This window comes from Ruegeria sp. AB5 (assembly GCF_056542645.1).
Window position 1 is genome coordinate 1 of the sequence record NZ_JBQGAE010000026.1, and the last position, 22,701, is coordinate 22,701.

The 22,701-nt window shown below is 54.0% G+C and carries 21 protein-coding genes and 1 pseudogene; 11 read left to right on the forward strand and 11 right to left on the reverse strand.

Annotation, left to right across the window (positions count from 1 at the left end; genetic code table 11):
* Positions 1 to 222: 222 nt before the first annotated feature.
* The 5 genes from ACR0L4_RS22500 (at position 223) to ACR0L4_RS22520 (ending at position 2,349) form a co-directional block, all read left to right on the forward strand.
* Positions 223 to 573: an SDR family NAD(P)-dependent oxidoreductase gene (locus ACR0L4_RS22500; protein ID WP_480515325.1), complete on the forward strand. Its 351-nt coding sequence runs from the start codon at positions 223 to 225 to the stop codon at positions 571 to 573.
* Positions 574 to 598: 25 nt separating this feature from the next.
* On the forward strand, positions 599 to 775 hold the full coding sequence (locus tag ACR0L4_RS22505) for an SDR family NAD(P)-dependent oxidoreductase (protein WP_480515327.1): 177 nt from the start codon (positions 599 to 601) through the stop codon (positions 773 to 775).
* Positions 754 to 978, forward strand: a complete 225-nt coding sequence (locus tag ACR0L4_RS22510) for an SDR family oxidoreductase (RefSeq protein ID WP_480515329.1) — start codon at positions 754 to 756, stop codon at positions 976 to 978. The genes ACR0L4_RS22505 and ACR0L4_RS22510 overlap by 22 nt, the downstream gene beginning before the upstream one ends.
* Positions 979 to 1,057: 79 nt before the next feature.
* Positions 1,058 to 1,543 carry a MaoC family dehydratase gene (locus ACR0L4_RS22515; protein WP_480515331.1) on the forward strand — a complete coding sequence of 162 codons (486 nt, stop codon included), beginning with the start codon at positions 1,058 to 1,060 and terminating at the stop codon, positions 1,541 to 1,543.
* A 233-nt stretch (positions 1,544 to 1,776) separates the two neighbouring features.
* Entirely contained in the window at positions 1,777 to 2,349 is a 573-nt protein-coding gene (locus ACR0L4_RS22520; protein ID WP_170755040.1) for a peroxidase-related enzyme, read from the forward strand.
* A gap of 797 nt (positions 2,350 to 3,146) precedes the next feature.
* Here the strand turns inward: ACR0L4_RS22520 and ACR0L4_RS22525 are convergent.
* From ACR0L4_RS22525 to ACR0L4_RS22545, 5 genes are all read right to left on the reverse strand, one after another.
* Positions 3,147 to 4,118 (reverse strand): hypothetical protein, encoded by a 972-nt coding sequence (locus ACR0L4_RS22525; RefSeq protein ID WP_480515333.1) that lies wholly within the window; start codon positions 4,116 to 4,118, stop codon positions 3,147 to 3,149.
* Between the two features lie 567 nt (positions 4,119 to 4,685).
* Positions 4,686 to 5,582, reverse strand: coding sequence for an IS1595 family transposase (locus ACR0L4_RS22530; protein WP_480515335.1), 897 nt, complete (start codon positions 5,580 to 5,582; stop codon positions 4,686 to 4,688).
* Positions 5,583 to 6,754: 1,172 nt separating this feature from the next.
* Positions 6,755 to 6,916, reverse strand: coding sequence for a hypothetical protein (locus ACR0L4_RS22535; protein ID WP_170755013.1), 162 nt, complete (start codon positions 6,914 to 6,916; stop codon positions 6,755 to 6,757).
* A 357-nt stretch (positions 6,917 to 7,273) separates the two neighbouring features.
* Positions 7,274 to 8,548 (reverse strand): Vi polysaccharide biosynthesis UDP-N-acetylglucosamine C-6 dehydrogenase TviB, encoded by a 1,275-nt coding sequence (gene tviB, locus ACR0L4_RS22540; RefSeq protein WP_480515338.1) that lies wholly within the window; start codon positions 8,546 to 8,548, stop codon positions 7,274 to 7,276.
* Positions 8,549 to 8,550: 2 nt separating this feature from the next.
* Positions 8,551 to 9,579 carry an NAD-dependent epimerase/dehydratase family protein gene (locus tag ACR0L4_RS22545; protein WP_480515340.1) on the reverse strand — a complete coding sequence of 343 codons (1,029 nt, stop codon included), beginning with the start codon at positions 9,577 to 9,579 and terminating at the stop codon, positions 8,551 to 8,553.
* 335 nt (positions 9,580 to 9,914) lie between these two features.
* Between ACR0L4_RS22545 and ACR0L4_RS22550 the strand changes: the two are divergent.
* Positions 9,915 to 10,594: pseudogene (locus ACR0L4_RS22550) on the forward strand (IS6 family transposase).
* An 85-nt stretch (positions 10,595 to 10,679) separates the two neighbouring features.
* Here the strand turns inward: ACR0L4_RS22550 and ACR0L4_RS22555 are convergent.
* The 4 genes from ACR0L4_RS22555 to ACR0L4_RS22570 all read right to left on the reverse strand — a co-directional run bounded on the left by ACR0L4_RS22555 (position 10,680) and on the right by ACR0L4_RS22570 (position 15,147).
* The gene (locus ACR0L4_RS22555; protein WP_480515342.1) at positions 10,680 to 11,396 is read right to left on the reverse strand and encodes a GNAT family N-acetyltransferase; all 717 of its coding nucleotides are present in this window, start codon (positions 11,394 to 11,396) and stop codon (positions 10,680 to 10,682) included.
* The gene (locus ACR0L4_RS22560) at positions 11,393 to 12,946 is read right to left on the reverse strand and encodes a pyridoxal-phosphate dependent enzyme (protein WP_480515344.1); all 1,554 of its coding nucleotides are present in this window, start codon (positions 12,944 to 12,946) and stop codon (positions 11,393 to 11,395) included. The genes ACR0L4_RS22555 and ACR0L4_RS22560 overlap by 4 nt, the downstream gene beginning before the upstream one ends.
* Before the next feature lie 65 nt (positions 12,947 to 13,011).
* The gene (locus tag ACR0L4_RS22565) at positions 13,012 to 14,262 is read right to left on the reverse strand and encodes an NAD(P)-binding domain-containing protein (protein ID WP_480515346.1); all 1,251 of its coding nucleotides are present in this window, start codon (positions 14,260 to 14,262) and stop codon (positions 13,012 to 13,014) included.
* Between the two features lie 312 nt (positions 14,263 to 14,574).
* Entirely contained in the window at positions 14,575 to 15,147 is a 573-nt protein-coding gene (locus ACR0L4_RS22570) for an OsmC family protein (protein ID WP_480515348.1), read from the reverse strand.
* Positions 15,148 to 15,291: 144 nt separating this feature from the next.
* Here ACR0L4_RS22570 and ACR0L4_RS22575 point away from each other — a divergent pair, with 144 nt between their 5' ends.
* Together ACR0L4_RS22575 and ACR0L4_RS22580 are read left to right on the forward strand one after the other, a co-directional pair.
* Positions 15,292 to 16,332: a GlxA family transcriptional regulator gene (locus ACR0L4_RS22575; RefSeq protein WP_480515350.1), complete on the forward strand. Its 1,041-nt coding sequence runs from the start codon at positions 15,292 to 15,294 to the stop codon at positions 16,330 to 16,332.
* 333 nt (positions 16,333 to 16,665) lie between these two features.
* Complete coding sequence (locus ACR0L4_RS22580; RefSeq protein ID WP_480515352.1) at positions 16,666 to 17,499, forward strand: alpha/beta fold hydrolase; 834 nt, start codon at positions 16,666 to 16,668, stop codon at positions 17,497 to 17,499.
* A 145-nt stretch (positions 17,500 to 17,644) separates the two neighbouring features.
* On the opposite strand, the gene ACR0L4_RS22585 is transcribed toward ACR0L4_RS22580, so the two are convergent.
* Together ACR0L4_RS22585 and ACR0L4_RS22590 are read right to left on the reverse strand one after the other, a co-directional pair.
* On the reverse strand, positions 17,645 to 18,394 hold the full coding sequence (locus ACR0L4_RS22585) for a 2OG-Fe(II) oxygenase (RefSeq protein ID WP_480515354.1): 750 nt from the start codon (positions 18,392 to 18,394) through the stop codon (positions 17,645 to 17,647).
* Positions 18,391 to 19,164, reverse strand: coding sequence for a methylated-DNA--[protein]-cysteine S-methyltransferase (locus ACR0L4_RS22590; RefSeq protein WP_480515356.1), 774 nt, complete (start codon positions 19,162 to 19,164; stop codon positions 18,391 to 18,393). Before ACR0L4_RS22590 ends, ACR0L4_RS22585 begins: the two co-directional genes overlap by 4 nt.
* A 223-nt stretch (positions 19,165 to 19,387) precedes the next feature.
* Here ACR0L4_RS22590 and ACR0L4_RS22595 point away from each other — a divergent pair, with 223 nt between their 5' ends.
* The 3 genes from ACR0L4_RS22595 to ACR0L4_RS22605 all read left to right on the forward strand — a co-directional run bounded on the left by ACR0L4_RS22595 (position 19,388) and on the right by ACR0L4_RS22605 (position 22,388).
* On the forward strand, positions 19,388 to 20,140 hold the full coding sequence (locus ACR0L4_RS22595; protein WP_480515358.1) for an SDR family oxidoreductase: 753 nt from the start codon (positions 19,388 to 19,390) through the stop codon (positions 20,138 to 20,140).
* Positions 20,141 to 21,093: 953 nt separating this feature from the next.
* Positions 21,094 to 21,690, forward strand: coding sequence for an ABC transporter permease (locus ACR0L4_RS22600; protein WP_480515360.1), 597 nt, complete (start codon positions 21,094 to 21,096; stop codon positions 21,688 to 21,690).
* A gap of 194 nt (positions 21,691 to 21,884) precedes the next feature.
* The gene (locus ACR0L4_RS22605; RefSeq protein ID WP_170754628.1) at positions 21,885 to 22,388 is read left to right on the forward strand and encodes an Hsp20/alpha crystallin family protein; all 504 of its coding nucleotides are present in this window, start codon (positions 21,885 to 21,887) and stop codon (positions 22,386 to 22,388) included.
* Positions 22,389 to 22,701: the final 313 nt, after the last annotated feature.

Consider the following 22,701-nt stretch of genomic DNA (forward strand, 5'->3'; position numbering starts at 1 on the left):
TGCGCTGCGCAAACAGGCCGGACACAAGACTGCATCTGACAGACGCTCATTTCAGCTCAAAAAATGTCTTGCTATGCAGGAGACATCCACACAGGTCATTCGTCGCAAACGTATTATGTCGAGGATATTGGATTGGGTAAATCTGGCGCTTATGACTATCCGTTGAAACGTTTCTAATCTGTTACATTACCTGAGTGAAGTTGGGTTTAACGTAGTTGAGAAATGGATATTGCAGGCAGCGTGGCCTTGGTGAGCGGTGGCAGTGGTGGACTTGGAGCTCAGATTTGCCACTTGCTTGCCGGCAATGGCTTCAAGGTGATTGTCGGATACCATAGCGGCGCCCACCGGGCGCATGCCGTCTGCCAGAACATCATCGACCAAGGCCATGCGGCGAAGGCGGTCAAGATTGATCATTGCGACCCTGTGTCTGTTTCCGAGTGTATTGACGACGTTGTTGGCACATTTGGTTGTTTGGATATTCTGGTCAACAATGCCGGCATGGCGTCAGGGGGTATAGCCTCCCCAAGGGCGATCTCGAAGCTTTCACGCCAGAAATCTGGACCGAATTGCTGAACGTGAACCTAAGGGGCCGTATTATTTGACCAGGGCAGCCGCACCATTTCTTCGCGCATCCAAATGGGGCCGGGCGATCAACCATTCATCCACTATTGGGCAAGGGGATTGGGGCGCAGCGGCGGCATACGCTCCCAGCAAAGCAACCGTGGTGCCACTTGCCCGGTTTTTGCGGCGGCGTTGGCTCCGGAGGTCACTGTAAACTGCATTTCCCTGGGCTTAGTGGAGGGCACAAAAATGTCTGCGGGCGCTCCGGATGGGTTTGTTGCACTCAGGCGCGATAGATCGATTTTAGGCGCGACAACATCAATCGGCGACGTCGCCCAACAGGTTTTGACTTTTTGCAAAAGCTCTTCTTTCACAGGGCAAACGGTGGTGATTGACGGTGGAATTCACCTCAATTGAGGTCAACTTCGGAGTCACGTTGCACATCGACTGCAGCGGTCGCCTAACATGGTTGGCAGACGGCGGATAAGGGTCTTCGTTGACGGACAACTCCCCTGCTGACTATGCTTTTGGAATGACCAGCGGCAAGTATTTTGACGATCTGTCAGTTGGAGACACCTTCGAAACCGGTGGGGTTACTCTCACCGAGGGCGCAATTATTGAGTTTTCACTAACGTACGACCCACAGCCCTTCCACGTGAACAAAGTGGCGGCGGCAGAATCGATTTTCGGCGGGATCATTGCCAGCGGCTTTCATACCATAGCACTCACCTTCCGACTATTTCGTGACACTGGTGTGCTCACCGACACCAACTTAGGCGGCCATGGCATGGACGAAGTGCGGTGGCTCGCTCCCGTGTTTCCTGGCGACACGATCCGCGCTCGGGTTGCTGTCGAGATACTCACTCCGTCGCGCTCCAAACCCGATCGGGGAACAGTACGATTCCGTTATAGAACGTTTAACCAGGATGATATCGAGGTGCTCAATTTGGTCATGGACCACGTAATGGCGCGACGGACATAAGTCTGTTTGTCTTGGTGTCGCGGTAGGTCGGTTCCGACTACTAGACATTGGCAGTCGGCCCAGGGCCGCCTTCCATCCAGTGGCAAACATTCCGGGATACGATCAGATGGACTTGCCGTTAGCAGAGTTAAAAATTCACCATGTGGAAGAAAAAACGTTATTTGGTTGCGTAGACACTGCAGTTTCCTCACTTTGGGATAAGTTTTTAACCCGTAAGATTGGAAGAGTATTGAATGAAACGCCTGTTCCCATCTCTACCAAACAACGCAACACTTGGAAGCGTGTATCAAGCCTTTCCGGATAAACTATCTCATCTATGTGCGTACGAAAGCCTTGTGATGAGGGGCGAGAGCGATCTTTCAGTTGGCGAGCGTGAATTAATTGCAGCCTATGTCTCAGGTCTGAACGCTTGCGCGTATTGCCATGGCGCCCACATCGTATTCGCCAAAGCCCACGGCATAGAAGTCGAGACGATTGAGGCCCTGATGGAGGATCCCGGTACGGCACCAGTCGGAGATCAGCTCAAGCCATTGTTGGCATATGTCGAAAAGCTCACTGTCTCGCCATCAAGAATGACGGAAGCTGACGCACAAGCAGTCTATGCGGCTGGCTGGTCGGAGAGTGCATTGTTTGATGCTATCCAAGTCTGCGGCGTGTTCAATCTCGTGAACCGCTTCGTAGAGGGAACAGGACTCGAAAGCCTCGACAGCGATCCAAGACAAGCGGATGCGGCCACTTTGAAGCGATACCGGAGCGACACCTTCTATACTGATTTCGGCCGGGAGAATGGCCTCGACATCTTTTGAGTTGAAGTTTTGCCAGACCGTTTACTTAGAATGTACAATGCCAGCGAAGTACTGATGGCTATGATTCCTTTCGACTAACGACGGTAAACCGGTCAGTGAAAAGAAGAACCACCCTTAGCTACCAATGTAGACGTGTTCGTCGAACAGAGTCTGCGCTACAAGTGGCGAACGGTCTCTTTTAGGTTATGGTGTTCCTATCCAACTCTTTTTTCATCAATGATCCTAACCCGACATTCGATGTGTTTGAACTTTGAGAGACCATTTCCGTACAATTAGCCAGTTCATCGCGCATGCGGAACAGGGCTGCAGTGTCCTTTGTTGCCATACAACTGAGGCGGCCATAGTTCGTCAGTCGAAAAATGGCCGCTTCGGTGCTGGAACAAGGTTGAAACCGATACTCAGAGGCCAGTAGACGGCTCAAAGCTGTGAAGTTCGAAAGTTCTCTTTCCGTCGGTATTGAATTTCTGGATTGAGCGCCCGACACGCAGCACTGTCATACAACGGTAACGCCCCTTGTCGGCAGCCATGGAAACGCAAATTTGGTTTGTGTCGGTGATGGCAAAGGAGCCCGCACCATTCCAACCGCCGTTCGCAAGCTCTCCGCTCACAACGTTGTTTGGATCGTAAAAGAAGCGAAATCTCTTGTCTCCGGACGTGGCTGTGACAGTATTTCCGATAAGAAGCTCTGCGATCTGATCGGCGTTGAGGCGCTCGGCACCATTATTTAAGGGGTGTATCCCCTTGAAGCAAGTTTAGAAAATCATCAGCACCAGCCAATTGGCTGGTGCCAAAACTAGTTAGGTGTCAGTATCGTCGTCCGCCAAGATGGCCTGCTGGGCTTGAAGCAACTTGATGATGCTACCGATTTCCCGAGCGCCAATTTCACCGGAAACGAGAACCTCAAAGTCCCCGTTCTTAAGCTTTCCTCGTGACAAGACCGATTGATCATCACGCTTTTCACCTTGCGCCATTTGGGTTTGGGCCGCGAGAATATGCGGAGGGACCGGCGGCGGCGTCCTTGCAGCGGGTGCTTCTTCAATCACAGTAATCTCCTCTACTGGTGCCGCCGCATTTCCTTGATCGGTGAATACCCATTGTTCATCTTCTGAAAACCCGAGCACGGTAGCGGGAGTGGCAAACATATCGACACCACCGCTCGTCCACTGAACTTTGTCACCAACTTTAGCCTGCGGCGGATCATTTTGATCGCCTACAGAATCGTCGTTTTCACTCACTTTGTCCAGAGAATTGTCTGGATTGTAGAGGCCAATGAACTCGGCTGTTCGTTTATACTCTGCTAGCAAATCTTTAGCCGCGTCAGGTGAAAAGCCATGCTCGAAATGCAGAGCATGCGTTACTGTCGAGTCGGATGGGAGGCCTGTAGGGTAGCTATCGTGCAGGAGCTTGTGGGCGCTTGGCGACATCGCGGAACGTCGGATCAGCTCGCGCTTCTCACTTTGATCCTCCCTTTCGTCAAGGATAATTCGCTTCGCGACGTCGCCAAGTTTGACTTTTCGGGCATCTCCCTCGCCGGAAACTTCAATCAACCCATAGTACTTAAGCGTTGCCAGTACTTGCCGACCGCCACTGCTTTTCGGGCTGTAGCCCCATGCATTCATGGCAGATTGCAGTGGGGCGTCATAGTCGCCCTCCTGGCTATACAATCGCCTCACGTAGTTGAGGGCTTTGTCGATGGCGAACGATGGGTATGCAGGGCTCCGGCCCGCGCGGCGTCGTTGCTTATTCACTTCCTGTGGCACGTCATTCATCGGATAGCCTCCTTTCTTGTGCCTATATAGATCAGACATACAAGATCGGCAAGACAAAATGACCAAAATGACCAAAATGACCCTTGACGAATGACCAGCAATGACCGATGGTGTGGCAGGATGGACAGGAGGTCAAAATGATCAGAAGAGTTTCCAGCCCCGGCGCAAAGCCGACCGGCGTCCGGGGCGAGGATGAAATAGGAGGGGCCGCTCTCTCGGGCTAGGAAAGCAGCGACCCCTAATCGGCACAATCTCTCATGCGCACCCGGCGGCGCACTGTCGCCGGGAAGGAGGTTAGGAAGATGCTTTGGTATCTTCTGCGGGACCGGGGGCCTTACTCCCCATTCCCCGCGCTCTTATTAAGAACCTAACCGGGCGGGCCGATTGGCCCGCCCTTTTTGTAGCAAATGTATCGACTCACGTCTATATTCAAGACCATGAGCGACAGGATTACTTTACAAGAGGCCATAGCCACTGATCGATTAGACCAGTTCATTGCGCAAGAAGAAGCGCGGGGTTCGGGTCCGATCCATGAGGCTGAATTTGACGAAGCTGCGGCGGCGGTGATCAAAACGCCGCAACCAGACGATCAAACATCAGGTTCGCCTCACCGCGATGGTTCGCGCGGAAAGTAAACTCGTCGAGGTACTTGCGCATATGCTGCTGACTGATCGAGACGTGTGTACCCCGGACTGAGTGCTTGAAGTGACGCCAGAAACTTTCAACGTGGTTGGTATGGTGCAAAGTGTCGGTTTCGGCGTCGTACACGGCCCATTCTTTCGCACCATGCTTCACTGCAACGTGCGAGTAGCCATGATCTTTCAGTAAGCGATAGCTGTAGAGTTCATCAGTTGAAACAGTAGCGCCGGTTTCCACAGTCTTGAGTGTTTCCGCGCGCAGGGTTTTGAGCTTCACGTCTGGGATAATCTCGGTAACCAGACGACCGCCCCGTTCCTTGAACCCCATGACGATAGTTTTGCCTGCGGCACCACGACCCCGCTTTCCGGGGCGCTTCCCGCCAACATACGCTTCATCAATCTCAACGTGCCCTTGCAGCATGGCCTTTAGTTCGTGCTTATCCATTTGTTCGCGGATTTTGTGACCCATCCGCCATGCCGTTTTGTAGGTGACGCCGAGTTGCCGCTGGAGTTCTTTGCCAGAAACACCATGTCGGGTCGTGACGAACAAATAGATTGCATAGAACCAGACTTGCAGCGGGGTGCGCGTGTCTTGAAAGATTGTGCCAGCGGTCGGGTACAGATGATCACCACAGGCAGCGCAGGCCCATGCACGGCGGTTGCTCATACGGTGAAAGGTGCTTTCAACGCCGCACGCCCGGCAAACATGACGTTCACCGATGCGTACTTTGAAGATGTGCTCAAGGCACGCATCATCGTCAGGAAACCGCTTGAAGAAATCGCGGACGCTAAACTCAGGTGATGCAGATTTGCTTTTCTGTCCCATGACCTCAATATAGGGTTACGACTTACTTGCTTCAAGGGGATACACCCCTTTTCGAAAGCTGGGTCGACCCATAGCCGGCAGCGAATGCAAGCGCAAAAGGTCAAAATCAGAACACGCGTGTCCGACAATCGGAAATTCGCCCTTCAGAGAATTTCACCGAACGCGTCATCAAGGGTCGCACTAGGGCGCGAAGTACTAGGCACGCCTTAGCTGTGGATAGTTCGAACAATCGAAAAACGGTCAACTCCGACGTCAATTTCAAAAAACCAAGGGAGCACTTTCTCGAAGCACGGAATAAAAACAAGTCAACCGTTTGACCGCGTAGTGATGCTCTGTTGCAACCAATTAAAAATGTCGCTCGGTTTGCAAAGCTGAGTGTCACCGCAGGACGTGACCGAAGCAAGGCTTAACAGTCTGGAGACCTCAAATATCGCGAGGCTGAAAAGCCTTGCGGATCAGGTGTCGAGTACGGTTTTTTGGGAACAATGCGCCCTTGGTCATCAAGCATTTTGATGCGCTTTCCGTGAATGCCATTGTAGTTGATTGACGACCTGCTACCGCGCGCATCTGTGATAGCTATGGAGTACATGTTTCCACGCCGCCCAGCTTCAAACCTTGTCTTGAATTCAGTGAAGTCGGATTTTGTCGCTCCGTGCTTCTGGCAGACATTCTGAAACTCGTCCCAAAAAACGGGGCGGGCGTGAAGAAGCTGGGCTGACGCGGTTCATTCGTCCAGTTGGCCAGTCAAGAAATCCACGACAAGGTATCCGTCCGGAATGCATGCAGTATCTGCGAAGACATTCGTCACACATTACCCGACAACAAAACCAAGCCCACGTGCCAATGAGTCGGTAAAATTGTGGGCGATGGCGTGCAGCTGAGAATGCTTCATAGGCGTTGGAAAAAACATCTGCAGATACGGTCAAATCGGCGGCTCCGCCAGTGCCCGCTCTGCGCGCCTGCGCTCATATTAGGCTTCCATCTTCGAAAGTCGGCCTGGCGGACGGCGGCGTGGCCTTCTTCTGTTCCTCTTTGATCTGGACCAGTACAGCGCCAAGGTGCCTGTTCTCTGTGATCGCTGTGTGGGTCACGCGCCGCTGACACGGATCGAAGACGCTGCAGCGTAGGACGACGCCTTTTGCACGGACTTGGATGCGCCCAACCGACATCTCCTAGACATCGACGTATTTGCCGACCAAGCCACGCGTCAGGTCGTTGACTTCCAGCCGGACGCGCGTGCGGTCGTACTTCAGCGTCAAATGCTTTGTGACATAGCGTTTGACGCGCAGGCAGAAGATCTCAGCAAGTCGACATTCAATTCTCTCATCAGCCATACAAGCCAACCTGTGAAGTCATGCTATACTATTGCTGCAAAATGCCTGTGGCGTATATGTATATTGTGAGGACGGGTGTTTTAGGGGCGCTCATTTCCTACTATCTTCGCGAACGCCGGATACACATTCTTTCCGAGTCCGAATTTCGGCTTTGCGCTGCAACCGCCATCAGACGCGGCGCGGTACCCCGTTCGGCATTCAACACCTTGGAAGTCTGGCTGACCCTGCGATGAGAAATCAGACAAGTTCTGGGACATTTGTGAACACGGATTGCTTTCCAGCAGGTTGTGCTTGATTTCTCACTACATATCACGTGACGGAAGCGGGTTTTACAGAAAGTTTCGCAGTAACAGCTGCTTAAAGCCGCATACGCTTATCTGCAGGATCCAGAATACTTTTCAAGTCATAAAGCAAGTGCGACTTCTTCCCCCAAGCGTGCAACTCAGCCGGTGACAGCGTCTTGTATTCGTTATGAGCAACCGCCAAGAGGATCCCGTCATACGACCCCTTGGCCAAATCAGCCACCAAATCAATCCCGTATTCAACGCGGGCCTCTTGTGGGCTGACCAGCGGGTCGTGAACATCCACCCGAACGCCATACTCTTCAAGCTCAGCGATCACATCCACCACCCGTGTATTGCGCAAATCAGGGCAGTTTTCCTTGAAAGCAAGCCCCAGAACCAGAACCCGAGCGCCTTCGATCTGGATGCGTTTTTTTAGCATTGCCTTGATCATCTGTCCGGCCACATAAGTGCCCATGCCGTCATTGATACGGCGGCCGGCAAGGATAACCTGCGGGTGGTAGCCGACGGCTTCGGCCTTGTGGGTCAGGTAATAAGGGTCGACGCCTATGCAATGCCCCCCCACCAGACCCGGGCGGAAAGGCAGAAAGTTCCATTTGGTCCCCGCCGCTTCCAGTACCGCCTGGGTATCGATCTCCATTCTGTTGAAGATCATTGCCAATTCGTTGACCAGGGCGATGTTGAGATCACGCTGGGTGTTCTCGATCACCTTTGCGGCTTCGGCGACACGGATGCTTTCGGCTTTGTAGGTGCCGGCGGTAATTATGCTGCCGTAAAGCGCGTCAATTGCGTCTGCTGCCTCGGGGGTCGAGCCAGCGGTGACCTTTTTGATGGACGGTAAACGGTGTTCTTTATCGCCGGGGTTGATCCGCTCGGGCGAGTAGCCGCAGAAGAAATCTCTGTTGAACACAAGTCCCGAGACACGCTCCAATACCGGCACACAATCTTCTTCGGTAGCGCCAGGATAAACGGTGCTTTCATAGATGACGATGTCGCCCTTTTTTAAAACGCTGCCCACGGTTTCAGAGGCCTTGAGCAATGCAGTGAGGTCGGGGCGCTTATGGGCGTCTATTGGGGTGGGAACAGTGATGATATAGACCTGCACTGCGCGAATGGCTTCTAGATCAGTCGTGCAGGTGAGATGGGTTGCAGCGGCCAGTTCTTCGGGCTCCACCTCACGGGTGCGGTCCCGGCCCTCCTGCAGTTCAGCAATGCGCTCTTCATCTATGTCAAACCCAAAGGTTGGGCGATGCTTTCCAAATTCCACAGCCAAAGGCAGACCGACATATCCAAGGCCGATAACAGCCAGCTTACTCTCAGAAGAAATCATCATTATTTCCCGTAATACTCACGGAACCACGCAACAAACCGAGCGATACCGTCTTTGAAATCTGTTTGTGGGCGATAACCGGTTAATTCCTGCAGGAGTGTTGCATTGGCCCAAGTGGCGGGAACATCGCCTTTTTGCATTTCCATGTAATTGCGGATGGCTTTTTTGCCTAATGCCTCTTCGATCGCGTCGATGAAATCCAGAAGTCGCACCTTGTCGGAGTTGCCTATATTGACCACCCTATACGGAGCGACCGGCGAGAGACTGTCCCATTCCGGAATCTCGTCACGGCTGGTGGGCCGCTCCGGTACCGCGTCGATCAGCAGGCGGATGCCACGTACCAAGTCGTCGACATAGGTGAAGTCCCGATACATGTCTCCGTGGTTGTAGATGTCAATCGGCCGGTCATCAAGGATTGCGTCCACGAACTTGTACAGCGCCAGATCAGGCCGTCCCCAAGTGCCATATACGGTAAAAAAGCGGAACATTGTCGTGGGCAGGTTCCACAAATGCGCATAAGAATGGCCCATGCTTTCATTGGCCTTTTTCGTTGCGGCATAGATAGTAAGCTGCGTGTTGGTTTTTTCGGTTTCGACAAAGGGCATGTCCTCATTGGCGCCATAAACCGAACTGGTTGAGGCCATCAACAAGTGCTTTACTTCAAGCCGACGCGCGGCCTCCATGATATTGAATGTGCCTATGACATTGCTGTCGATGTAAGCGCGCGGGTTTTCGAGGCTGTAGCGCACACCGGCTTGCGCGGCGAGATGTACGATGACATCTGGCTGAAAATCGTCCGCAACGCGATCAATCAGTTCGGCATCCTCCAACATCCCTTCGGTCGCGGCAAAGCCCGGATTCTGCAACAGTTGAGCATGACGGCGCTGCTTAAGGGAAACGTCATAGTAATCGGTCATCCCGTCAAAGCCTTGCACGAGGAACCCCTCTGCAAGTAGCAGTTTGGCCAGATGGAAACCGATGAAACCGGCGGTGCCGGTGATCAGGACACGGCGATGAGTGTTTTGGGGCATATTTGGGGAACTTTACTTACCATTTAGGCCAAAATCAGTGTAGCGGAAATTCCTGTTGGCAACTTCTGACCAGTTCCACCTGAGTGGCTAGGATTGATTGATAGTGCATGACCGACCTTTGGTCCATTGGATGTTTAACTCTGAGGCAGCTAGGCGATAGTGGTTTTGAAGTTGTAGACGCCCCCGCTGACCTTGATGTGCCATCGTGGAGTTGCAAACAACCTGGATGGAGACGTCTACACCTTCAGAAGGATTTGTTGCAAACTTTTGACTGTTGACTCCCTTAGTTGCTTTGAGCGTATGGCTATCAAAACTTCGAAATAAAAAATCGGTTCATGATTTCCTTGAAAGGCTGCCATTTCCCCAAGGATACCGTTTTGTACGCTGTGTACTTCTACCTGCGTTACACGGTTTCCTATCGTGTTTTCTGAGAAATCATGGCTGAACGCGGTGTGCGAGTTGACCACGCCACATTGAGTCGGTGGTTGTGAAGTACTCGCCGATTGTGGCTGCTCGTGCGCAATCTATGAAGCGTCCAACTCAGAATTCCTGGCGCATGGACGAAACCTATCTCCGTGTGCGCGGCAATTGGATGTATCTCAATCGAGCTGTCGACAATTACGGCAAAACGCTTGATTTCATGCTTTCGCAGCGCCGAAATAAGCCAGCCGCCACGAGGGTCTTTGCTCGAAAGATGGAGGTGAACGGCCTTCCGAGGAAGATTGTGATCGACAAGAGCCGAGCCAACACAGCAGGCATCAAGGCAATAGACAAAATGCTGAAGGGTTTTGGATGTCCGATCCCAATCGAGATGGTGAGGCGGAAATACTTGAACAATATAGTCGAGCAGGACCACCGCTTTATCAAGTGGCGCACTCGACCGATGTTAGGGTTCAACGCACTTGGTTCTGCAGCGGCAACTTTGGATGGAATCGAAGTCGCGAACATCATCCGCAAAGGTCAATTCACGCCTGGGCTCTGCACATTTCGCCAATTCGCGAAACTGGCTTCTTAACCCGCCGGTCCGGTGTAATCTCCTCGTTCAGTGATAAACTTCGCAACAAAGCCTCGTCGACCATTGGCTTCGTTTAGGTCGTTCCCTATTTGCAGATTACTGATGCGACAGTCATGTCACTCCGAACACAAAAGCCCAGGCGCTCATACACTGTCTTGGCGCAAGTGTTCTCGGAGAGAACATGTAGATAAGGGGTATCCCCTCTGGCCACGATATGACCTGCGGCGTGGCGGACAAGTGTTGGCCCAAGACGCCGACCTCTATAATCCGGGTGGACCGAAACTGCACTGATTTCGGTGAAACCTGGTTGCCTGAGCCTTTCACCTGCCATCGCGACTAACTGATCGCCACATCGCAACCCCCAGAAGCGCCCCATGAGATGCGTCAGAGCCTCGAACGGCCCTGGCTTTGCCAACGCCGCGAGCGCCCGCATCTCGTTGGTCTCGGCTCCGGTAAGACGCACTGCTTCATCACAGAATGCACCACGAAAGGAGCCATCACCAATCATCTGTACGGCAGGCGCGGTTTCGACAATGCGCGACCTGCGCAGCTTTGGTGTTTTTCCCGCCTGCATCAGAGTTGCCGTTCCGCCGTGGGCGACAATCAGCCTTTCCAGAGCCTCGACATTATCCGGGCTATCGTCCTGCGCTGCTACAAAAGGACCGGCCTCGACCAGAAGCCGACGCGCGCCTCCCTTTCCAAGGGCAAACCCGCAGTGACAACTGGTGAGCGACGACCAGACCGGACGATCTAGCAACTTGGCAATGTCAGCGGACGCAGATTGAGGTTGGCTTTCCATCATCCGCGTACTCCTTCTCGGTCCAACCATTTTGGCAGTAACGAAAGCGGGTCCTGAACAGTCCTCGGAGTGATTGGCTGCGAAAGCACGGCAAGTCGAGTGTGGAGCGTGCGATCCTTGAAGGCGGTCAGAGCCTCCGTTGCACCACCAACAAGTTCGCCGCCGACAAAAACCTGAGGCACGGTTCGCATGCCAGTCCGGGCGAACAAGGCCTGCAGTATCTGACTGCCCTTTTCGCCTTCCCTAAGAGCAGCGCTGTCTACGTCGATCGATCGAAACGGGATTGCTGCGTGATCAAAGAGCTTGCGAACAGACCAGCAAAACTCGCACCACTCAAAACCAAACATCACCACAGGTGCCTCTACATCATCAAGGGCCGCCTGCACGAACGCTGTTGCTTCTGCCGTGACCTCAGCAAACTTGGGGGTTTCCTTGCGGTCAGGCCCGCGCCGAGGTTTCGGGGCGGTTGCGAGGATTGCCCTTTCCTCAGGCGTCATGTCCTGCGGCACATCTTCGAATAACGGCGTGGTCAGATATCGCTCACCGGTGTCTGGGATCATGGCCAGAATACGTGAACCATCCGGGGCATTTTTTGCAATCTCAAGTGCCGCCGCCATGGTTGCGCCGCCACTGGGGCCGCAGAAAACACCTTCTGCCTCGGCAAGCTGCCGCGAGATTTTGAGGGCTTCGGCACCTGACACTGGTTGGAAACCGTCGATTAGACCGCTGGATAGTGCCTGCTCTGCAAAGATTGGAACAAAGTCCGGTGACCATCCCTGAACCGGGTGCGCCCGCGCGTTTGGGTGGCTTCGTGCCGGTCGTCCGTCTGGATGTCGGAGTTGAGGTATGTCGCTGTTAAGAATCTGCGCGTTTTCCGGCTCGACCGCAATAACTCTTGTCGAAGGGCTCTGGCGCTTGAGCTGGCCTGCAACACCATTCAAAGTGCCAGCGGTACCGAAACCGGAAACCCAATAGTCGAGGCCATTCGGGCCGAAATCGGACAGGATTTCGAAGGCTGTCGTGGACCTGTGCGTCTCGACATTCGCTGCGTTGTCGAATTGACGGCACAAAAACCATCCGTTTTTCTCGGCCAGTCGTTCTGCTGCGGCCATCATTCCTGTGGCACGTTCCGCCGCCGGTGTCAGAACCACCTTTGCACCCAGAAAACGTATGAGGATGCGGCGTTCGATGCTGAAGTTTTCAGCCATGACAATTACAAGCGGATAGCCTTTTTGAGCACAAACCATAGCTAAGGCGATGCCGGTGTTGCCAGAGGTCGCCTCTACCACGGTTTGCCCCGGCTTCAGGGCGCCAGAGCGTTCGGCCGCTTCAATGGTCGCCAGAGCCAACCGGTCCTTGACGGAACCCATCGGATTAAAGGCTTCCAGCTTGGCATACAACTCGACGTGACGCGGGCCCATATTGTTTATGCGCACAACAGGTGTGTTGCCGATCGTGTCAAGGATGGATGGGAAGAGACCGCGCCTTTTCGCATCCGTTCCATTATTGCCGGAAAATGTTGCTGGGTTTGATTGGGTTGTTCTCAGGGTCATGAACGATGCCTCCTGCGATCCTCTGAAGAGGCCGCGACTGGGGTTGAGAATTTGTTTGATAGGTGTCAGGCGGCGACGCTTTGGCGCAGATACCGGCTTAGGTGACGGGCTAAGTCATGCGCATCGGGGCCAGCACCAGAGATCTGCAACGACCGACGCCGTCGAAGAAATGGAAGTCCCATCACGTATAGCCCCGGTGCGCCCGATGCGACCCCACCGGCATGGGCAAGCCGACCGCGGCGATCAAAGATCGGCAGATCACTCAGCATTCCGTGTTCAGGCTTGAAGCCCGTTGCCCACACGATGCTTGCGATCTCGCCCGATCTCAAGTCAAGATGCAGGCGTTGCGCTGGTGGCAACGGGGTAGTTGCCATGCGCTCGGAAGGCAACAAGGCTGCGGGGGGCAGATGCTCTGCCGCCCAAAGGTCAATTTTATCCAGCAGACGTCCAAGCTTGAGGTCCGCGGCTTGAACCAAGTGCCCCAATCCGCCGGAGAACAGAGCATTCCCATCGCGAATGTCCGACAACCTGCCAACAACCTCGACACCAATCTGACCGAGCGCGGCCAGGTCGACTGGATACTTGCCCCCGATCAGTTGCGGCGACGGCGTGCGCCGGACCCGAGAAAGATTATCAACTTCGTCTATGCTTTCGTCCAAAGCGCCAATCGCGTGCAGCCACCATTCGATATCTCGACCACGGTAGTGACGCGGCAAGCGAACATGGTTGCCCACTGCCAAAATGACCCGCCGGCCCGAGTTGCAGAGCTCGCGCGCGATCTGGACGCCGGAGGCCGACGCCCCGACGACAAGTACGCCGCCTTCAGGCAGGTCCGATGGTCTCTTGTAGGTCGCTGGGTTGGTCTGGAAAACACGTGTGGGAACAGCGGAGGCCAACTGTGGAACAAGCGGGCGGGCTGCTCCGCCCGTGGCTGCCACAAGGCTCTTACATCGGATTGCTCCGACCGTTGTGATTGCCTCAAAACCGCCAGGCATTGCGCGAACAGCGGCAACCTTTGTGTTTTCCACCAGTGGTGCCTTGATCAAGTTTGAATACGACTTGAGGCTCTCGGCGAATTCCGCGGCAGGCATATAGCCATGAAGATCAGGGCCTGCATAGGGTTGGTTTGGCAATCCGTTGGCCCAGTTGGGCGTTAAAAGCCGCAAGCTGTCCCAGCGGGACGAGCGCCACGCATTGCCCACCATTCCTTGTTCTAACACCAGGTGTTCGATGCCTCGTAAAGTGAGTTCCCGGCTCATAGCAAGGCCAGCCTGACCGCCTCCAACGATCACTGTATCTACGTTTTGACCTGTCATAGCCAACCCCCTTCCAAGCTTCGTCAGATGCCTGCTGTTTGCTAGGCTCGCAATCAGGCCGCAAACACGCTGCGGCCCGTTGGTTCAAATAATGTGATGCACTCCCGGACGGGTAAGCGTGCGCTCAACCTCATCTCGTGTCAGCCCGATGTCTCGCAGGGTATGGTCTGACATGGGGGCGAATGCGGTTAAGCCCCTGCTCAAACGCCTTGCCGACCTTCGCGCCGCCCTGGCTTTTGCAAACCCAACGACGGCGTCCCAAATGGCGATGATTGGTTGACGTCTGTTGCTATCCGCAAATGCCATAGCCAGCTATCCCTTGCCCGCGACGGTCACATTCACCGCTGTAGGATTGGTCAGGATATCAAACACGGCCGAGCGCTTCTGCGATTGAGCAACCAGAGCCGCGATGTCGTCAGCAGATGCATCGGCGTCAATGTCGAAATTGACCCTAATGACGCTGAAGCCGTTGCGGACGTTCGCATCGATTCCAAGAATGCCCGAAATGTCCATTTCGGCTTCGAGGGCTGCATGGATTGATCGGAGCTTGATCCCCCGGTTTTCGGCTACCGCAGCGACACCAGCCGTCAGACAGCCAGCCAAGCCAGATAGAACAACCTCAACCGGCGTTGCAGCTTCGTCGGATGCCGCAAACTCGGCTGGATGATCAGTCTCGACTATATGGGTCGACGGGCGTGTCTTTTCTTCGCCAAGGCCAAAAAAGCCCGATATGGTCGTCCGGCTATGAACACCGTCAAGCCATTCGCATTCGGCGCGCCAGGTGAATTGTGCCGCCTCTGGCGCGGCTTCCAGCGCCGAACGCGCATCGAGTAAGGCTTGAACGTTCACGCCGTTACGCATTTCGGTCCCCACTTGTGCAGTCATTTTGTTTCCTTTCCGTTTCAATATTCCGGCGGTCGGAGGAAGCTGTGTCCGCTACCGTATGGGGATTTTCCTAGACCTCGGCTGCGCACCTCGTTAGTGCCATTAAGGAGGTAAACGATCCATTTGTGCCAGAAGGAGAAGCCAATGGCCGCCACCCGCACAATCGACGTTCAACTGCTCGCGCTTGAGGAAAGTTCGGCTGCAGCGCTTTACGGAATGTTGGAGGTCCTGAGTACGGCTGGGCGCCCGATACGTGAAAGCAGGGGGATGGACCCCGCCCCGGCGACTTTTGCGCCGCGCATTGTCTCACCTCATCGCGAGACCTTTCGCTGCGCGCATGGCATACCGGTCGCACCCGACTGCACGATGGATGACAGCAACATCCCCAGCGTTTTGATCATCACCGAGTTTTGGATCGAGTCAGGCGACGATATGACAAATCGCTACGAAGACGTGAAGGAGTGGCTGAAACTATGCCGCAAGGCCGGAACCACGATTTATTCCGTCTGTGTCGGTTCGGTCCTGGTTGCGGCAGCGGGTCTTCTCGACGGTCGTCCTGCAACGTCCCACTGGGCGTTCGAAAACCTGTTCCGGCAAAGTTTTCCTCAAGTCAAGTTTGATCCGCGCCCCAGCATCTGCTTCTCGGACCCGTCCGGACGCCTCGTTACCGCTGCAGGTGCGAGTTCATGGCATGATCTGGCGCTCTACATCATTGCACACCACGTTTCTCCGGAAGAGGCGATGCTGGCAGCAAAGTTCTTCCTTCTCAACCTTCATCCGGATGGACAACTGCCTTATGCCAACAGGATCGTTCGCAGACCGCATGCGGACAGCATCGTGCGCCGCGCAGAGTCCTGGCTTGCCAAAAACTTCCGACACGCGGATCCTGTCGCGGGCGTCGTTGATGCCATCGGCATTCCCGAGAGGAGTCTCAAACGGCGGTTCAATCAAGCGACCGGTCAGACACTGATCAGCTATGCGCAGGATCTGCGGGTGGAAGCTGCAAAACGGGCTTTGGAGTCAAGCCTCGCGTCTGTGGAAGAGATTGCAGCGGATGTCGGTTATGAGAACGTTGCATTCTTTCGGCGGCTTTTCAAACGCAGTGCCGGGCTGAAACCAACCGAGTATCGGCGCCTGTTCCGACCCTATCAGACGCAGGCAGGTCTTTTCGATAAATCGGTTTAACGGTGAAAATTGATAGCAAAGAAACTTCCCAACGGTGATTCCTGGGCAAAACTTCTAACAGTGAAACCAACAAGAGAACCAAAGGCCAGCAGGTTCAATGCCGCTGCGATTAGTTGGCCTATATGGATCGTTACTAGCCATTCTCGCACTGCCTGGCACCGTATTTGTAGCCCATAATTGATTCATCGACCTTGCCTGGGTGTAGCTGGCAGCAGACCACAGGTTATGACGATGTGCTTGCTATGACCACGCATCTACTCCGTGCCCGTTTCAGGTCTTCGGCTGTCAGAACCCCCGACATGCCTGCGAACGGAAACAAAAAAGAGTGAAAAAATGAACGTATTCGACAGACATGTTGGTGCGGCAGAAAGCCAAGACGCCTTCAATCCAAGTCACACACTTATGGCGCTTCATTGCTCGGGCGCGGACCGCACGCAATGGCAACATCTTTCCAACTACCTCGGATCAAACACGAGTTTGATTCTGCCTAACTTAGTTGGAACCGAGGCCGTAGCCCAAGGCTGGACGCGTTTAACATACTCGCTCGCCGAAGAGGCAAAGCCACTGATCAAGTTGTTGCGCCGCCAACCCGCACCCGTTCATCTCGTTGGTCATTCTTATGGTGGTGCCTTAGCGCTCCATATTACCCGCCATCACCCAGAATTGGTGGCATCGCTTTGTGTTTATGAACCAACCTCGTTTAGTCTTCTTCAGCACGCAGGTTCCAATTGCCAAGTTCTGTTTGACGAAATCGAAACACTGGCTGTGGCGATCGAAGAGGCGGTAGCAGAAGGTTGCTTAGACTTCGCGGCACAAGTCTTCACGGATTTTTGGGGGGGCGTGGGTGCGTGGCAAGCACTGAGTCGCAATCGCAGAGCGGCGCTCACCAACTGGATTCCGAAGTGTCATCTCGACTTCGGTGCTCTAATGTATGAACCATTAAATGCGACCTTACCCTCGGGATTACCGATAACGGTAATGGTAGGTAGCCAAAGTCAGCGACAGGTCTCGCGTATTGCTGAGTTGCTGGTAGTGGAGGCACCACAAAGTCGTCTACACACAATTAACGGTGCCGGACATCTCGGTCCTTTCACGTTTCGCGAACAAGTCGCCTGTATTATTGGTGAACACTGTAAGATCGTATGCGAAACAGCGCAAATCCGATAGGATACGATTAGTGATTTGTCCGCCCACCCTGCAATGCAGCTTCCCTAAAGAGGACGTTGACAGGCAATCAGAGGATCGTCATCGCTTCTAAACCAGAAACTGATGCTCTGCGGAATCATGGCTTCGGCCCACTGCGGTGCTCCATTCATTTTGCATCGTGAAAAATGATGCCAAGCGTGTGGCGCAGCCCTTCCTCTAGGCGAGAAACCCCATGTCGCATCGTGACGCGATAATCCCCACGCGCACCTTTGACTGGTCGCGTGTTCACCGCAAAAATCACTGCATCACCTTGGCCAAGAGAGACGACCTGCGGGCGGCTCTGCATTCGCGGCCGCTGTTCTGTCAAGACAAACTCACCGCCCCTGAAATCACGCCCGGGCTCCGAAAGCACGCAAGCGACTTGAAGAGGAAAGAACAGGTCCCCATACAGGTCTTGATGGAGGCAATTGAAGTCGCCTTCGACATATTGAAGGAGCAAGGGGGTCGGACGCTCCTGCCCGCTTCTATGACACATATCCAGGTAATCGGAGTGCATTTCGGGGTACTGAATGCCCGTCCCCATACGCTCGGCCCATGTGTTGGCGATCGGCGCGAGCCGTGCATAGAGCGTGCTTCGAAGCTGACTGATGACACCAGGCAACGGGTAAGAGTAGTACTTGTATTCTCCTTGTCCAAAGCCGTGACGCTTCATGTGAATATGGCTGCGAAAGATGTCCTCTTCGTTGTATTGTCTAGCGATCCCTGTGCAGTCATCTCTACTGAGTAGTGAAGACAGTACGGCGCATCCGTCACGGTCAAGCTGCTCGTGAATGGCCGCCCAGTTGTATTGGGCCACCCGCTGTTCCGGTCTACCGACCAATTGTTCGCCCAATTCATGAGTTTTGTGCTTGTTCATGCCGCAGCCTCCAACTGAAGGAGTTGCTCTTTCCGCCCTAATCCCCATCTGAATCCTTTGGATGTACCGTCGGCACGTACAACCCGATGGCATGGCACCAGTACCGCAAAGCGGTTGGCGCCACATGCCGCTCCGACGGCGCGGGCTGCGTTCGGCTTCCCAATGGCGTTGGCAATCTGGGAATAGGTTGCGGTCTGGCCAGCAGGAATTCTCCTGAGCGCATTCCAGACGTTTTTTTGAAAACGCGTGCCCTGAAAATCCAAGGGGATTGCATGAGATGATTTCGGGTTTTCGACGATCTCAATCACGTTCGATATGATCCGCATTGCTGCGTGGTCGGCAGGTAACTCAACAGCGTTGATGTACTGGCCACAAAATTCCTTGCGCAGGGTGTCTGGACTGTCTCCTAGCTCAGCCGACATGACTGAACGCGGTCCAATTGCAACCAAGCAGTATCCGATTGCGGTCTTCTCGATCGCGTATCCGACAAGTTCTTCGTGTGGTTTTCGAGGCGCTGGAATACCACCGCAGCGCTTGCATGCCCTGAATCCAGCAGCTTCTGCCTGTTCCGGCCCATCGAAGAAAGCGGTGTTTTCCCGCTTTGGCTGTCTCGAGGGACACGAAGGGCTGCAATAGACGCCGGAAGTTCGGACCACATAGACAAAACGACCGTCCAGAGAGGTGTCGTTGTCTTTGACCGCGTTCCATCTGTCATCATCGCTCAATGCGGACTCAAGTGACTGCGGAAAAACTGATGTGTGCATCGTCATCGGGCAAATCTCCATTAGTTTCTGATTAGGGCGATGTTTGGGACCCAGCGTTAGTCTCAGATCAAACTCGCCACTTCTGCTTTAGTGATATGTTTACCCATCGAACCTCACGACCCGTTTCTTGCGCTTCCGATCCGCAGGCCCTCGGGAAGCGCATGAAACGGGTCGTTCCGATACTGGTACACAGTTATCTCCAGCTCGAAAGCTCAGAACTGGAGATACTATGCTACTTGAGAACAAAACCGTGATCATCACAGGTGCAAGCAGTGGAATTGGTGAGGCAGCGGCTACGCTTTTTGCCGCAAACGGCGCCAATGTCGTGCTTGGCGCTCGGAGGGAAAGCCGTTTGGCTGACCTCAGCAACAAGATCCGCGACAGCGCTGGAAAAGCGGCCTTTCTGGCGGGAGATGTCGCTGAAGAGACCTACGCAGAAGCGCTGGTCGAATTGGCGGAAGCTGAGTTCGGCGGGCTTGATGCAGCCTTCAATAACGCCGGCATCATAGGAGACATGGGACCGATTACAGAAATGACAAACGCCAATTGGGACAGAGTCATCGAAACCAACCTGACCAGTGCGTTTCATGCAGCAAAGCGTCAGATCCCGGCACTGAACAAGCGGGGCGGTGGCTCAGTAGTGTTCACCTCAACATTTGTTGGGCACACAATCGGTCTGCCCGGCATGGCGGCTTATGCCGCTTCGAAAGCGGGTCTTATTGGGCTGACACAGGTTCTGGCCGTAGAACATGGTACCGAGAACATCCGTGTAAACGCTCTTTTGCCGGGCGGAACAAAAACCGAGATGGCGGGCGACGACGCCAAGACGCACGAATGGGTCGCCGGCATCCACGCACTCAAACGTATGGCGGAAGCAGAGGAAATAGCGAAAGCTGCCCTGTTCCTGATCTCAGATCAGTCCTCATTCGTGACGGGCAGCGCCATGATTGCTGACGGTGGCAACTCCGTAACGAAAGGTTAGAAGCGCGATCCACGGCTCGGCGTTGACCGAGCCGTGGACTAACAAGTCTTCCGTATGTCGTCGATATTGAGTACTCGCGCGTCAAGGAATCGGGAGCCGACATAGCCCCAGAACCAACCGTTAACCAGCTCATCTCGAAGTTGCAGTTAGTCCGTATAGTCGTAATTCGCTCCACTGGCCAAACCTGACCGTAGTCGAACTCACAGTCTGCGGACAAAGTTGTCATTTTTGGCGCTCGCTGCGATTGCGAAAGCCAGCACCGAACGTACTATCGTTAGCGGGACGAAGTGGAATTGCGTTAAACTTGCACCAAGGTCAGATTTGAGATTTTTGGCCCATTTGAGGATGCCGATATCAAAAATGGAATGAAAACCTTTCGACCGAGCATCAAGTTTGTACGACATAGCATAAGGCCCCAGTTAGATCACGTACCAGACCCTTCTCAAAAGTCCTACGGGTATTCTGGTGACGAGCAAGCACCGAATCTGGGCCTGAGTTGATCTTGTTCAGTTCTTTTTCGAGAATTCCGACGCAAACACCCGGCACCCACGCCCCCTTGTTGCCAGAAACTGTAGGTTTCGCTGCGCATATCGCCAACACCTCCTTGTTTAAATTAATTGGTCTTCGTGACAAAGGTTAGTTTTTTAACTGGAAAGAGATACCAGCCGAACAATTGGTGGTAGAATTTGTCCGGGAATGCTCCACCGCGGGACAAGTAGTATTCCTGTGCAAACTGACGAGCGGGAATGGGATAGTCGTGCCGTGAAACTGATAGACCGAAGAATGCACCAAGCGGATCACGCAAGAGGAAGTTTCGGCCAATCCACGGAACTTCGAAGGGAGGTTTCGCTGCAGATCCTCCAAGCATGGTGGTCAGTTTTGCAGCTTGGTCTATGTCTTGGATCTCGACGTAGGGAATCTATCGGACAAACAACACCTAGCTTTGAGATTCGATGCCGGCCCTGCTTCTGAATCAAGAGTGCCAGTACAAAGTCTTTTTTGCCGCCGCTCCAAGCGAAATCCATGGTGTGATCAATAATTTAGCTCCAGCCTGCCAAGGATTTGTAGAGTGCCCTACCCCGTTTGACATTGCGATGGCCAAGATTTGGAAAAACGCTGCTGTTGTTCTGGTTGCCACAGCCTTGTCCCTGACCTTTGCAATTCAGAATGCTCTGGGGATCAGCATCGCCAGTTCGAAAGGGTTGTTTCTTTTTGGCACCGCGCTGTTTCTCTTCGCAGCAACTGCACTTGGGGTATTTCTTTTAATGATTGCACACTCAATGGCGCAGTTCGCACTTTTGGTCATGCTGATAGTCCTTCCGATGCTAATGCTGTCAGGGGGTGAGATACCGATCGAGGGGCAGCCCGACTGGCTTCAGGTCGGAACATCGACCCTTCCGTCCGGTCATTACATGTCCGCCAGCCAATCCATCATCTTCAAGGGTGCGGGGTTTGAGACGGTCTGGTCAGAGTTCCTATGGATGGCGTTACTGGGCGCAATCCTTCTGGCGTCAAGCCTGATGCTTTTCAGACGCTCGGTGGCGCAATAGTGTCAGATCAGTTTGCCCCTCGGCCTGGACGTATGATCGGGAGTTCGCCTTGTTTCCTTCGGAATGCCGACACTTCTGGGATGTCCTTTTGGCGCGATACCGAGGACGCTTGCTTGCGCAAGATCAAGGTAATTTGACGCGTTTTTTGCCATAATGTCGCCTCCCCAATCGCACCGAAGGAGGAGGATCAGAAAATGCTTGAAGACAAAAAAACCCCGCAACTGTTTGCTGGAACACATCCGCTCTCTGATAATTTTCGACGCGAAATGGAATCCATGATTTCGCGCTTTTTCGGGGGCGCAGCGCCATACCTGCCGCTGGAAACAGCCGCGCAACGCACGGGCTTCCCGTCGTTGGACATGACGGGTGCGATTTCGCCGGCGATCGACATCCACGAGACGGATACAGCAATCACTCTCACTGCTGAATTACCGGGCCTAGAAGAAGGCGACGTCGAAGTCGAAATCAAAGACCGTCGATTAACGCTGCGGGGCCAAAAGAAGGTTACGCATGATGACACGGGCGATCTGCGCGTTAGCGAGAGAAGCTATGGCAGTTTCACCCGGACAATGACGCTGCCGGATGCAGTCGATATCGAGGAGATTTCCGCTGAATTCGACAAAGGTGTCCTGCACGTCACGATACCGAAAACCGAACCTCAGGATCCCAGCCGGAAGATCAAGGTCTCATCGAAATAGGCGCAATGGAGGCGTACGCGCAATCGTCATGATCCGGTCAGCATACGCGGACTCTTTGCGTTCTTAAAAACGAGCGCGTTATTGCCCACCATGGCGGTTTTACTGCCGTGCATGATAATGTGCCAATAGCGCCAAGGAACTGAGATGAACCATGCGGACGCCGGACAAAAGCGATTTGGAAAGTGAAACGGGCGATGTCCGAGCATTCCTGGAGTGGTTTTGCTCTGATTTGGTGGACACCTAGAATAGGCGCAGCCCGCGCCGGGAGGTGTCGAATGACGAAGCCGAAGCGATACAAGCGGTACAGCGCGGA